Below are 12,244 nucleotides of genomic sequence, written 5' to 3'. Positions count from 1 at the left end.
GTGCGACTGCGCCGCCCTTCCTGTCCCGGGCCGAGCCTCTCGGGGCGACCCGGCACCACGAGGACTTCACCATGGCGCGCGCTTGCATCTTCCCCGGCCAGGGCAGTCAGGCCGTCGGCATGGGACGGGCGCTGGCCGAACACTTCCATCAGGCCCGCGACGTGTTCGCGGAGGTCGACGAGGCCCTGGGCCAGCCGCTCTCCCGCCTGATGTTCGAGGGCCCGGCGGAGGAACTGACCCTCACCGCCAACGCCCAGCCCGCCCTGATGGCCGCGAGCCTCGCGACCCTGCGGGTGCTGGAGGCCGAGCGCGGCCTCGACCTGAAGCGGGACGTCGCCTGCGTGGCCGGCCATTCCCTGGGCGAGTATACGGCCTTGTGCGCCGCCGGCACCTTCTCCATCGCGGACGCCGCCCGGTTGCTGCGCATCCGCGGCACCGCCATGCAGGACGCGGTGGCCCCCGGGGCCGGCGCCATGGCGGCCTTGATCGGGGCCGATGCCGAGACCGCGCAGGCGATCGCCGCGGAGGCCGCCGAGGGCGCGGTCTGCGAGGTGGCCAACGACAACGGCGGCGGCCAGGTGGTGCTTTCCGGTGACAAAGACGCGGTCGAGCGAGCCGTGGCCCTGGCCCCGGGGCGGGGGATCAAGCGCGCGGTCCTGCTCAACGTCTCGGCCCCGTTTCACTGCTCGCTGATGGCGCCGGCCGCCGCTCGTATGCAGAGAGCACTTGTCGAGGTCGCGATGCACAGCCCCGTGGTGCCGGTCTACGCCAACGTGCTGGCCGCGCCCCTCACCGATCCCGCCGCGATTCGCGAGGCCCTGGTCGCCCAGGTCACCGGAACCGTGCGCTGGCGCGACTGCGTCGCCGCCATGGCGGCCGCCGGGGTCGACCAGTTCACCGAGATCGGCACCGGCAAGGTGCTCACCGGACTCGTCAAGCGGATCGCCGCCGGCGCGTCGGCGAGCGCGGTCGGCACCCCCGACGACATCGCCGCGTTCCCTGCCTTCGGCTGAACCTCGAGGAAAGCCCATGTTCGACCTGACCGGCCGCAAGGCCCTCGTCACCGGCGCCACCGGCGGCCTCGGCGGCGCCATCGCCCGGGGGCTGCACGCGCAGGGCGCGACCCTCGCCATCTCAGGCACGCGGCAGGCGGCCCTGGAGGCCTTCGCGGCCGAGCTCGGGGGTGAGCGAATCCACGTCGTGCCGGGCGACCTTTCCGACAAGGCCTCGGTGGAGGCCCTGGTGCCGGCGGCGGAGGCGGCGCTGGGCGGCCTCGACATCCTGGTCAACAACGCCGGCATCACCCGCGACAACCTCGTGCTGCGCATGAAGGACGACGAGTGGGACGCGGTGATCGCCGTCAACCTCTCGGCGGCGTTCCGGCTGTCGCGGGCGGCCGTGAAGGGCATGATGAAGCGCCGCCACGGCCGCATCGTGAACATCGGCTCGGTGGTGGGCGCCACCGGCAATCCGGGCCAGGTCAACTACGCCGCCGCCAAGGCGGGCCTGGTGGGCATGACCAAGGCGCTGGCGGCCGAGGTCGCCACCCGCAACCTCACGGTCAACTGCATCGCGCCGGGCTTCATCACGTCGCCGATGACCGACGCGCTGAACGACAAGCAGCGCGAGGGCATTCTCGGCCGCGTTCCCATGGGGCGGCTGGGCACCGGCGCCGACATCGCCGCCGCCGCGATCTACCTTGCCTCCGACGAGGCCGCCTACGTCACCGGCCAGACCCTGCACGTGAACGGCGGCATGGCCATGTATTGAGGGGTTCTGACCCCCGGTTTCGCTGCGGCGCACAGACCAAAAAACAGGCGATTGGCTCGAAAAGGCCACACCGATGAACGGGTTGTGAACAGCCTCTCGCCAGCGTCGGAACCCTGTGTTAACACCCCGGCTGCCGTGCGAGGGGGGTGCCGATTCAGCGTGTTGCGGAGGTTTGAAAAACGTGGGTCACTGACTGGACAAGTCCGGTGACTTGCCCGAAACGCGCGATCGAACACACCGGCCGCTCCATCCGAACAGGTCGTCCCGGGACGGGACGGCGGCCACGGCACCTTCACCGACCTTCCACCAGCAAGTCTCTTCACCCACAAGATCCTTGCACCATCACGACCTTGAAGAGCTAAGGACCAAGACCGATGAGCGATATCGCTGAGCGCGTGAAGAAGATCGTTGTCGAGCACCTCGGCGTGGAGCCGGAGAAGGTGGTCGAGGGCGCGAACTTCATCGATGATCTCGGCGCCGACAGCCTCGACACCGTCGAGCTCGTGATGGCGTTCGAGGAAGAGTTCAACGTCGAGATCCCCGACGACGCCGCCGAGACCATCCAGACGGTCGGCGATGCGGTGAAGTTCCTCGAGAAGAACTCCGCTTAAACGTCACGGGTCGTGCGTCCGCGGGGTCCCCTGAAACGGACCCCGCGCGCCATTCGTTGTGATGACAGGACCGGTTCGGGATAGCGCGATGCGTCGGGTAGTGGTGACGGGCTTGGGGATGGTGACGCCGCTGGCCAGCGGGGTCGAAGCCACCTGGAGCCGGTTGATCGCCGGCGAATCGGCGGCCAAGGTCGTGACGGCGTTCCCCGTCGACGATCTCGCCTGCCGCATCGCCTGTTCCGTGCCCTTCGGCGACGGCAGCGACGGCAGCTTCAATCCCGACGCCTTCATGGAGGTGAAAGAGCAGCGCAAGGTCGACCCGTTCATCGTCTACGCGATGGCGGCCGCCGGCGAGGCCCTGAACGATGCCGACTGGCACCCGACCTCCTACGAGGACCAGTGCGCCACCGGCGTCATGGTCGGCTCGGGCATCGGCGGCATCGGCGGCATCTACGACGCCTCGGTGACCCTGCACGACAAGGGCCCGCGCCGGATCTCCCCTTTCTTCATTCCCGGCCGCATCATCAATCTGGCTTCGGGCCAGATCTCGATCGCGCACGGCCTGAAGGGCCCGAACCACGCGGTGGTGACGGCCTGCTCCACCGGCGCCCACGCCATCGGCGACGCGGCCCGGCTGATCCAGTTCGGCGATGCCGACGTCATGGTGGCGGGCGGCGCCGAATCGCCGGTGAACCGCCTCGCGCTCGCCGGCTTCGCCGCCTGCCGCGCCCTCTCCACCGGCTTCAACGACGCGCCCACCAAGGCCTCGCGCCCCTACGACCGCGACCGCGACGGCTTCGTCATGGGCGAGGGCGCCGGCGTCGTCGTGCTTGAGGAGTACGAGCACGCCAAGGCCCGCGGCGCCAAGATCTACGCCGAGGTGATCGGCTACGGCCTCACGGGCGACGCCTACCACATCACCTCGCCGGCCCCGGACGGCGACGGCGCCTTCCGCTGCATGAGCGCCGCCGTGAAGCGCGCCGGCATCCAGGCCTCGGACCTCGACTACATCAACGCCCACGGCACCTCGACGCCCATGGGCGACGAGCTGGAGCTGAAGGCCGTGGAGCGCCTGCTGGGCGACCACGCCGCCAAGGCCTCGATGTCCTCGACCAAGTCCTCCATCGGCCACCTCCTCGGCGCCGCCGGCTCCGTGGAAGCGATCTTCTCGATCCTGGCCATCCGCGACGGCATCCTGCCCCCGACCCTCAACCTCGACACCCCCTCCGTCGAGACCGCGATCGACCTTGTGCCGCATGAGGCCAAGCGCAAGCGGGTGGATACGGTGCTGTCGAATTCGTTCGGGTTTGGTGGGACGAATGCGAGCTTGGTGATGCGGCGGGTGGATTGAAATCCAACCCGTTACTCGTCGATACGACACGCTAGACCTGCTATTATAGCTGCATGTCGCAGATTATGCCGATCTGTATCGGCAGCCGCGATCATTCTTTGCTCCACATTGACGCCCGCGTCATTCAATGCCGCTTTAAACTCATTCTGGAAGCGCGCTTCGACGATCCGATCCATTGGATCGGTGAGCATGATGACGCGTTTTGGTTGGCGACGAGCAATTTCACTCGCATAATCAATGGGATCGACGAAGTCGGCATACCCGGTCACGTCCATCGTCAATCTAAGCGCCATTCCGCGCTGACGAACCGCAACATTACCCGACGCGATGATGGCGCAACCAATGTCGTCTCGCCGTGCGAGAAGCGCTCCGACCAGATGGCCGCCCCCCGGAGAAACCGGCCAGATCGAAGGATTTCCAACCGGACCGGCCCTTCAACGCATCAAGCGCAGCGTCCACCAAGGCGACTTCACGTGCCCTTCGACGCTCCAAGTGATGACCTGTAGAGCCAAATATTCTCGGCCGCGCCAAATTGATCAAGGTCCGACCTGCGGAGGCCGCGTAGAAGCTCACCTCACCTTGCATCAGGTTCGGCGTCAGCTTTTGGTAGAACTCTGCCACGCGCCAGAGCGGAGGTTCTCCGTAGGGCGATGCCAAATGAACCACATCGCCTTCCAGAAAGACCAAAGGCGATCGTTTCTCTGTTCCTGCCTCAGCCTTATAGAAGCGCAAACAATCGTTGCGTCCCTCGACCGAAAACCGAATTTGATGTGCGCCACCGCAATCGCCGGAAAGGCACCCCTCTAGAACGTCATCTGCAGAGAATGGCACCTCGTCCATTGAACCCAAGTCTCGGAGGATCATCACCGACCTCTACAGGCGTGAGGAAACAGAGCTGACGCGTATGTCCCGAACCGGCGCGATGCGCTTCTTCGGCACAAGGAGGACCACAGCGGTCACAAAGGCAAGGAGGATCAATAAGCATATTCGGATCACGCCAATGTGCCGACGTATAATGCGAACAATAGCCGTATTATTGAGATAGGCAGAATTTTTGACAATCAAATACAGAAAACTACCAAAGAACGTATAAGCGCTTAAAATAAGTATGATAGTGAAAATTCCGTCGTTGGCCGGATGGCGAGGCGTCAATCCGGTGATCGAGAGGGTAAACACAATAAAGAACGGAGCCAGCAAAAATCCGGCAATGATATTTCCGCGTCTCATGTGAAAAACATGCAATCTGCCAAGGTCATAGACTTTAGCATAGGGCATAATTGAAGTCTATCGATATCATAGATCGATTGCGCATGCCTTCTCAGTCAATACGTGTCGAGCGCCGAACTTCCTCTCGGCAAAAACCGGTCGCCGCCCCGCGCTCCGCCGACCGGAAGAATCGCCAAGGCTCAGCCGTCTTGCCGGTTCGGCCCATCCCATTTCGCCACAAAACCCACCAAGTTCGCGCGCCAGACTGCCCGTCCCGTGCGCCCCCCTCGACTCGGGCGCACGGACTCCCCTAAAAATCCGGCGGCGGCCGGGGCGGGGACCTGAGGCCCGAACAGGATGTCCATGTTCTTCCGCAAACGCCCAGATCCGGCGCAGACGCCGGTGGCCTCCGACGAGCCGGCCCTGCCCAACCGGCTCTCGCCCCGCAGCCCCAGCGAGGCGATCAAGCCCACCGCCGCGCCGCCGCCGCCCGACCGTCCGGTCCGTGAGCGCGGCGGGCTGCTGGCCCGCATCTCCGGCCTGCTCACCGCCTCGGTCGTTCTGGCCATCGCCGTGATGATCGGCGTGACCCTGTTCGAGCGCCAGACCAAGGAGCCGGGTCCGCTGCCCGCCGACAAGGTCGTGGTCATCCCGCCCCGCAGCGGCACCACCGAGATCGCCGAGGCGCTCAGCCGCGAGGGCGTCATCACCCACACCGCCCTGTTCGAGTGGGCCGCGCGCTTCTCGGGCAAGGCCCTGAAGGCCGGCGAGTACACCTTCAAGGCCCATGCGAGCATCGGGGAGGCCATCGAGACCCTGTCCTCCGGCCGGCAGGTGCAGCACGCCATCACCTTCCCGGAGGGGCTGACCTCCGAGCAGATCGTGATGCGCCTCAACGACAACGACGTGCTCACCGGCGACGTCAACGAGATCCCGCCCGAGGGCTCGCTCCTGCCCGACACCTACAAGTTCGAGCGCGGCGCCACCCGGCAGCAGATCGTCAACCTGATGCGCGCCAAGCAGCGCGAGGTCCTGAACCAGATCTGGCTGCGCCGCTCGGCCGAGATCCCGGTCAAGACGCCGGCCGAGATGGTGACCCTGGCCTCCATCGTGGAGAAGGAGACCGGCCGGGCCGACGAGCGGCCCCGCGTCGCCGGGGTGTTCGTCAACCGCCTGAACAAGCGCATGAAGCTGCAATCGGACCCCACCATCGTGTACGGGCTGGTGGGCGGGCGCGGCACCCTCGGGCGCGGCATCCAGCGGGCCGAGATCGAGCGCGCCACGCCCTACAACACCTACGTGATCGAGGGCCTGCCCCCGGGCCCCATCGCCAATCCGGGCCGCGCCGCCCTGGAGGCCGTGGCCAACCCCTCGCGCACCAAGGACCTGTTCTTCGTGGCCGACGGCACCGGCGGCCATGCCTTCGCCGAAACCCTGGAGGGCCATTCCCGCAACGTCGCCCGCTGGCGCCAGGTCGAGCGCGCCCGCCAGACGCCGACGCCGGACGCGGTGGTCGACAAGGCCGATCCGCCGGGTGCGCCCACCGTCCCCGGCACCGCCTCGGCCTACGCCCCCGACGGCACCAACATGGCCGCCAGCCCCGACGGCGCCGGCAACCGCGCGAAGGCCTTCGACGCCTCGGAGGGCACGCGCCTCGACCCCCTGCGCAACAAGACCTTCGACCTGAACTCGCCCAAGACCGTGCCGGTGCTCAAGCAGCCGTAGGGTCCGCCCACGCAGCCGGATGATCCACCCCGTCATCCCGGGGCCGCGCAGCGGAGCCCGGGATCCAGACACACAGGTGGGGCAAGGCCTTGCGCCGTCGGCGGCTCTGGATTGCACGCCTCCGGCGCGCCCCTGCGGGTCCGGGCTCGCCTGCGGCGCCCCGGAATGACGGGGTGTCATACGAACTCCGTTTGATCCCTTCGGGATGGCGGAGTTCGGCTTCGCTCAAGCGCCGCGCGGGCTGAGCGATACGGACCCCGCTTGAATCAAGCGGAGCCCGTATCATGTCCTGCAACCGACCCGCCTCCGCAACCGGCAGGGTCCCCCGACCACCCCCAGCCTCTCCCCACAGGGGCCGGGACGAACGCGAAGACAGCCATGATCCTCTCCAGCATGACGGGCTTCGCCCGCGCCGCCGGCTCCACCGGGCCGGTCCAGTGGGCCTGGGAGGTCCGCAGCGTGAACGGGCGCGGGCTCGACGTGCGCCTGCGCGTTCCCAACGGCTACGACGCCGTGGGCGAGGTCGCCCGCACCGCCCTGCAGAAGAGCCTGGCGCGGGGCCAGTGCCAGCTCTCCCTGACCCTCACCCGGCCGGAGGCGGCGCCCCGCGTCCGGATCAACGAGGCGCTGCTCGGCCAGCTCGCCGCCGCCATCGCGCGGGTGCCCCGGCCCGAGGGCGTGGCGCCCGCCACCCTCGACGGGCTGCTCGGCATCCGGGGCGTCGTCGAGGCCGACGAGGAGCCCGGCGCCGACGCGGAGGCCCTGGCCCGCGACCTCGCCGAGGGCGTGGTCCGCCTCGTCGCCGACCTCGTGGAGGCGCGCCGCGCCGAGGGGCGGGCCCTGCGCGGGGTCATCGAGGGCCAGCTCGCCGCGATGGCCCGGCTCACCGCCGCCGCCGAGGCCTGCCCGGCCCGAACGCCCGAGGCCGTGAAGGCGCGCCTCGCCGCCACTGTCGCGACGCTGCTGGAGGCGGGCCACCTCGATCCCGACCGCCTGCACCAGGAGGCGGTGCTGCTCGCCGCCAAGGCCGACGTCCGCGAAGAGCTCGACCGCCTCCAGGCCCACCTCGCCAGCGCGGCCGAGCTCCTGGCCGCCGGGGGCGCCATCGGGCGCAAGCTCGACTTCCTGGCCCAGGAGCTCGGGCGCGAGGCCAATACCCTGTGCGCCAAGGCGAATGACATCGCGCTGTCGCGGATCGGACTCGACTTGAAGGCCGTGGTGGAGCAATTCCGGGAGCAGGTTCAGAACGTCGAGTAGGTTTTTTCAGCGATGCGGGACGCTTTGACGATGGAGGCCGGGGTGATCGCGCGGCGCGGGTTCATCCTCATCCTGTCCTCCCCCTCGGGCGCGGGCAAGACGACCCTGACCCGGGCCGTCGCCGCCGACCCGAAATGGGGCCTCGACCTCTCGATCTCGGTGACGACCCGGCAGCGCCGCCCGTCCGAGATCGACGGCAAGCACTACACCTTCATCGACCGCGAGGCCTTCGACGCCCTGCGCAGCGCCGACAACCTGCTCGAATGGGCCGAGGTGCACGGCAATTTCTACGGCACCCCGCGCCGCCCGGTGGAGAAGGTGCTGGGCGCCGGCCGGGACATGATCTTCGACATCGACTACCAGGGCACCCGGCAGGTGCGCGCCAAACTCGCCGACGACGTCGTCACGGTGTTCATCCTGCCGCCCTCGCTGGCCGAGCTGCGCCACCGCCTGGAGCGCCGGGCCGAGGATTCGCCCGACACCATCGAGAAGCGCCTCACCAACGCCCGGATGGAGATCCAGCGCTGGACCGAGTACGACTACGTCATCGTCAACGACGACCTCGACGACGCCTTCCGCTCCCTGGAGGGCATCCTCATCGCCGAGCGCCTGAAGCGCGCCCGCCGCACCGGCCTGACCAGCTTCGTGGAGGGCCTGCTCGCCGAGCCCGACTGACGGGCGGGTTGCCGCAGACAGGAACGTTCATCGAGGCACGGGGGTTGGCCCGCGATTCCGACGGTCGGGGTCGAGAGGCGCGAACCCGAGAGCCGTCGCGATGCGCGAGAGATCCTGTGACATCGCCGTGATCGGCGCCGGCACCGCCGGTCTCGCCGCTCTCCGCGCCGCCCGCGATCGCGGCGCCGACGCCGTCCTGATCGAGGCCGGGCCGGGCGGCACCACCTGCGCCCGCGTGGGCTGCATGCCCTCGAAGCTGCTGATCACCGCCGCCAATGCCGCCCATGCGGCCCGCCACGCCGACGTGTTCGGCATCGATGCCGGCTCCGTTCGGGTGGATGGCCCCCGCGTGATGGCGCGCGTCCGGCGCGAGCGCGACCGCTTCGTGGCCGGCGTCCGCGCGGGCGTCGACGAACTGCCCGCCGAAATCCGCATCGCCGGCCGCGCCCGCTTCATAGGCTCCGACACCCTGACGGTGGACGACCACACCGCCTTGCGCTTCCGCGCCGCGATCGTCGCCACCGGCTCCAGCCCGGCCGTCCCCGAGCCCCTGCGCGACCTCGGCGACCGGCTCCTCACCAGCGACACGGTGTTCGAGATCCCCGACCTGCCCGAGTCCCTGGCGGTGCTCGGCGGCGGCGCCGTCGGCCTCGAGCTGGCGCAGGCCATGGCCCGCCTCGGCGTCGCCGTGACCCTGTTCGACCCCGGCACGCATCTCGCGTCGCTGCGCGACGACGGCCTCGCCGAGACGGCCCGCCGGCTCTTCGCGGCCGAGATGATGCTGCGCCTCGGCTGCAGGGTCACGGAGGGCGACCGCGCGCCCGAGGGCGTGCGCCTGACCTGGACCGACGCGGCCGGGGCGACCGGGACCGGCACCTTCGCGCGGGTCCTGGCGGCGGCCGGGCGGCGCCCCAACGTCCGGCATCTCGGGTTGGAGGCCGCCGGCCTCTCCCTCGACGAACGCGGGATGCCGGCGTTCGATGCCCGCAGCCTGCTCTGCGCCGGCGGCCCGGTCTTCCTCGCGGGCGACGCCAACGCCGACCGGCCGGTGCTGCACGAGGCCGCCCGCCAGGGCCGGATCGCCGGCGCCAACGCGGCCCGTCTCGTCGCCTCCGGCCGCCACGCCGTCGAAGCGCCCCGGCGCTGGACCAACCTCGCCATGGTGTTCACCGAGCCGCAGGCGGCAAGCGTCGGCGCGCCCTACGATCCCGCGGACGCGACCCTCGTCCGCGGCAGCGTCGATTTCGGCGACCAGGGCCGGGCCAGAATCATGGCCGAGAATGCCGGGGCGCTGCACCTCCACGCCGACCGCAGCGGCACCCTCCGGGGGGCCGAGATGCTTGGACCGGCCTGCGAGCACCTCGCCCAGTTCCTCGCCCTTGCCATCGCGGACGGGCTGACCGCCGAGGCTCTCCTCGACCGGCCGTTCTATCACCCGACGGTGGAGGAGGGGCTGAAGACCGCCCTGGAGACGATCGTCGCCGCCCTGGACCGCTGAGCCGGATCCGTCGCGCGACCGTCAGACCGGCGTCAGCGCGGCCGCGGCGGCCACCCGGCCGCGATGGCTCGTCACCGTGTTGCCCACCGAGGCCACCACGATGCAGGCGATGGCCAGCCACTCGGTGGGGGTGAGGTGCTCGCCCAGGATCGCGAGGCCGGCCAGCGAGCCCACGGCCGGCTCAAGGCTGAGTAGAACGCCGAAGCTCTGCTTCGACAACCGCTTCAGGGCGACCATCTCCAGCGTGTAGGGCAGGGCGCTCGACAGGGCCGCCACCGCCAGGCCGATTCCGAGCATGGCCGGCTGCAGGAGCAGCGTCCCCGCCTTCGCGATGCCGAACGGCAGCACCACCAGGGCCGCCACCGACATGCCGATGGCCACCGCCCGTCCGCCATGGAGATGGCCGACGCGCTGGCCGAAGACGATGTAGAGCGCCCAGCATAGGGCCGCGCCGAGCGCGCAGGCGACGCCGATGGGATCGAGCCTGGTGGACAGGTCGCCGAGGGGCAGCAGCAGCGACAGGCCGAGGATCGCGCAGCCGATCCAGGCGAAATCGATCCCCCGGCGGGAGACTGCGAGGGCGAGCGCCAGGGGCCCGGAGAATTCGATCGCGATGGCGAGGCCGAGGGGGATCGTGCGCAGGGACAGGTAGAACAGCAAATTCATGGCGCCCAGCACGGCCCCGTAGCGCAGCAGGGCCTGCCGGTCGGCGCGGCCGGGACGCAGGCGCCAGGGCCGCCAGATCGCGACGAGCATCAGCGCCGAGAGGCCGACCCGCAGCGCGGTCGTGCCCTCCGCGCACAGGATCGGGAACAGCTGCTTGGCGTATGAGGTGCCGACGCTGAGGGAGACGATGCTGCCCAGGAGGGCCGCGACGGGCAGCAGCGTGGCGACCAGGCCGCCGGGGGCCGAAGATCCGTGCGAAGCGGGAGCCATGGCGCGGGCGTCAGGCCGCCGGGGGCAGGATCAGCGCGCGCCGGGCTTCCAGGGCCTGCCAGAGCAGCAGGGCCGGAAGGCCGAGGACGACGTCGGGCACGCGCTTGATCAGCGACAGGGCGAGGGCGGTGCCCGCATCGATGCCGAACAGGCTGCCGAGCAGGACGAAGCCGCCCTCCTGGACGCCGAGGCCGCTCGGCACCGGGAAGGCCGCCGACTTGATGGCCTGGCTCAGGGCCTCGATCACAACGACCTCGGTGAAGCTCACCGAATCGACGCCGATGCAGGTGAGCGCGATCCAGATCTCCAGGGCGCCCAGTCCCCAGGCGGCGAGGTGCAGAAGGACGGACGCCGCGAGCCGTCCGCGCCGACCCGGTGCCCAGACGGCATCGAGGGCGTCGTAGACGCTGCCGCCCGACGGCGACGGAGCGACGGGGTCACCCCGAAAGACGCGGCGCACGCCGTCGACGGCCCTGCGCCCGATCGCGCGCGCCGCGGCGCTGCGCTGGACGGCCAGGAAAGCCCCCAGCAGCAGGGCGGTGACCGCCAGGGCGCGCAGGACCCAGGTGGCCAGCGCCTGCGCCGCCTCGCCGCCGACCTGAAGCAGGAGGCCCACCCCCGCCAGGGCGAAGACGGCCTGGGTCCCAGCCTGGAACAGCATGTCCACGAGGATCGAGGCGGCCGCCAGGGTTCCGGTGGTTCCCCAGAAGGTCAGCAGGCGGCCGCCCACCACGTCGCCGCCGACGGAGGCCACCGGAAGCAGCACGTTGATGCCCTCGCGGACGAGGCGCAGCAGCACGAAGGCTCCGGTGCGGGCCTGACCCAGCCCCGCGAGCCCCTGGATGACGCAGCCCCAGGCGAGGCCGCACAGAAGGATCACCGACAGCCGCACCAGCACGATGGCCGCGAGGCCGCCGGCGCCGACCCGGCCGAAGGCATCGGTGACGGCGGCCAGATCGTTGGTGGCGATGAGCCAGACAGCGAGGCCGAGGCCCAGGAGGGTTCCGACCAGGGGAAGCCGGCGCAGCACGAGGCGCCCGAGACGACCGGACCCGGTCCGCTCGCCCGCTGGACGTTCGGCGACCCGGGTCGTCGCGAAGCGCGGCTCGTCAGGCATCGGACCCGTCCCGAATCGTCCGTTTCAAGGATTCCCCGCTCCCGCATCCGTCGCGCCGGGACGACGATCCCGGCTTCCCGTTCCGGCGCGCGGCTCCG

General features: G+C 69.9%; 12 protein-coding genes. 8 read left to right on the top strand and 4 right to left on the bottom strand.

Annotated features, from left to right (window positions below):
• Positions 1-71: 71 nt before the first annotated feature.
• The 4 genes from fabD to fabF all read left to right on the top strand — a co-directional run bounded on the left by fabD (position 72) and on the right by fabF (position 3,732).
• Entirely contained in the window at positions 72-1,013 is a 942-nt protein-coding gene (fabD, locus tag ASF20_RS08130; RefSeq protein ID WP_056273708.1) for an ACP S-malonyltransferase, read from the top strand.
• Positions 1,014-1,029: 16 nt separating this feature from the next.
• Positions 1,030-1,770 (top strand): 3-oxoacyl-[acyl-carrier-protein] reductase, encoded by a 741-nt coding sequence (gene fabG / locus ASF20_RS08125; RefSeq protein WP_056272807.1) that lies wholly within the window; start codon positions 1,030-1,032, stop codon positions 1,768-1,770.
• A gap of 374 nt (positions 1,771-2,144) precedes the next feature.
• Positions 2,145-2,381 (top strand): acyl carrier protein, encoded by a 237-nt coding sequence (locus tag ASF20_RS08120; RefSeq protein ID WP_018044468.1) that lies wholly within the window; start codon positions 2,145-2,147, stop codon positions 2,379-2,381.
• A gap of 88 nt (positions 2,382-2,469) precedes the next feature.
• Positions 2,470-3,732 carry a beta-ketoacyl-ACP synthase II gene (gene fabF, locus ASF20_RS08115; protein WP_056272804.1) on the top strand — a complete coding sequence of 421 codons (1,263 nt, stop codon included), beginning with the start codon at positions 2,470-2,472 and terminating at the stop codon, positions 3,730-3,732.
• A gap of 11 nt (positions 3,733-3,743) precedes the next feature.
• Here fabF and ASF20_RS23910 read toward each other — a convergent pair whose 3' ends face one another.
• Together ASF20_RS23910 and ASF20_RS23905 are read right to left on the bottom strand one after the other, a co-directional pair.
• On the bottom strand, positions 3,744-4,001 hold the full coding sequence (locus tag ASF20_RS23910; RefSeq protein WP_156647993.1) for a hypothetical protein: 258 nt from the start codon (positions 3,999-4,001) through the stop codon (positions 3,744-3,746).
• A gap of 604 nt (positions 4,002-4,605) precedes the next feature.
• Entirely contained in the window at positions 4,606-5,007 is a 402-nt protein-coding gene (locus ASF20_RS23905) for a hypothetical protein (RefSeq protein ID WP_156647992.1), read from the bottom strand.
• 294 nt (positions 5,008-5,301) lie between these two features.
• Between ASF20_RS23905 and mltG the strand changes: the two genes are divergently transcribed.
• The 4 genes from mltG to ASF20_RS08095 all read left to right on the top strand — a co-directional run bounded on the left by mltG (position 5,302) and on the right by ASF20_RS08095 (position 10,093).
• Positions 5,302-6,663 carry an endolytic transglycosylase MltG gene (gene mltG / locus ASF20_RS08110; RefSeq protein ID WP_056272802.1) on the top strand — a complete coding sequence of 454 codons (1,362 nt, stop codon included), beginning with the start codon at positions 5,302-5,304 and terminating at the stop codon, positions 6,661-6,663.
• A 378-nt stretch (positions 6,664-7,041) separates the two neighbouring features.
• Entirely contained in the window at positions 7,042-7,920 is an 879-nt protein-coding gene (locus tag ASF20_RS08105; RefSeq protein ID WP_056272799.1) for a YicC/YloC family endoribonuclease, read from the top strand.
• Between the two features lie 12 nt (positions 7,921-7,932).
• Positions 7,933-8,595, top strand: coding sequence for a guanylate kinase (gene gmk / locus ASF20_RS08100; RefSeq protein WP_056272798.1), 663 nt, complete (start codon positions 7,933-7,935; stop codon positions 8,593-8,595).
• A 100-nt stretch (positions 8,596-8,695) separates the two neighbouring features.
• Positions 8,696-10,093, top strand: a complete 1,398-nt coding sequence (locus ASF20_RS08095; RefSeq protein ID WP_056272794.1) for a dihydrolipoyl dehydrogenase — start codon at positions 8,696-8,698, stop codon at positions 10,091-10,093.
• A gap of 21 nt (positions 10,094-10,114) precedes the next feature.
• On the opposite strand, the gene ASF20_RS08090 is transcribed toward ASF20_RS08095, so the two are convergent.
• Together ASF20_RS08090 and ASF20_RS08085 are read right to left on the bottom strand one after the other, a co-directional pair.
• Positions 10,115-11,029 carry an EamA family transporter gene (locus ASF20_RS08090; RefSeq protein WP_056272791.1) on the bottom strand — a complete coding sequence of 305 codons (915 nt, stop codon included), beginning with the start codon at positions 11,027-11,029 and terminating at the stop codon, positions 10,115-10,117.
• 10 nt (positions 11,030-11,039) lie between these two features.
• On the bottom strand, positions 11,040-12,146 hold the full coding sequence (locus ASF20_RS08085; RefSeq protein ID WP_056272786.1) for a lysylphosphatidylglycerol synthase domain-containing protein: 1,107 nt from the start codon (positions 12,144-12,146) through the stop codon (positions 11,040-11,042).
• Between the last annotated feature and the right edge of the window lie 98 nt (positions 12,147-12,244).

Source organism: Methylobacterium sp. Leaf88, from assembly GCF_001422795.1.
In the GTDB taxonomy this organism is placed as follows: domain Bacteria; phylum Pseudomonadota; class Alphaproteobacteria; order Rhizobiales; family Beijerinckiaceae; genus Methylobacterium.
This window is presented reverse-complemented; position numbering and strand designations above follow the sequence as displayed.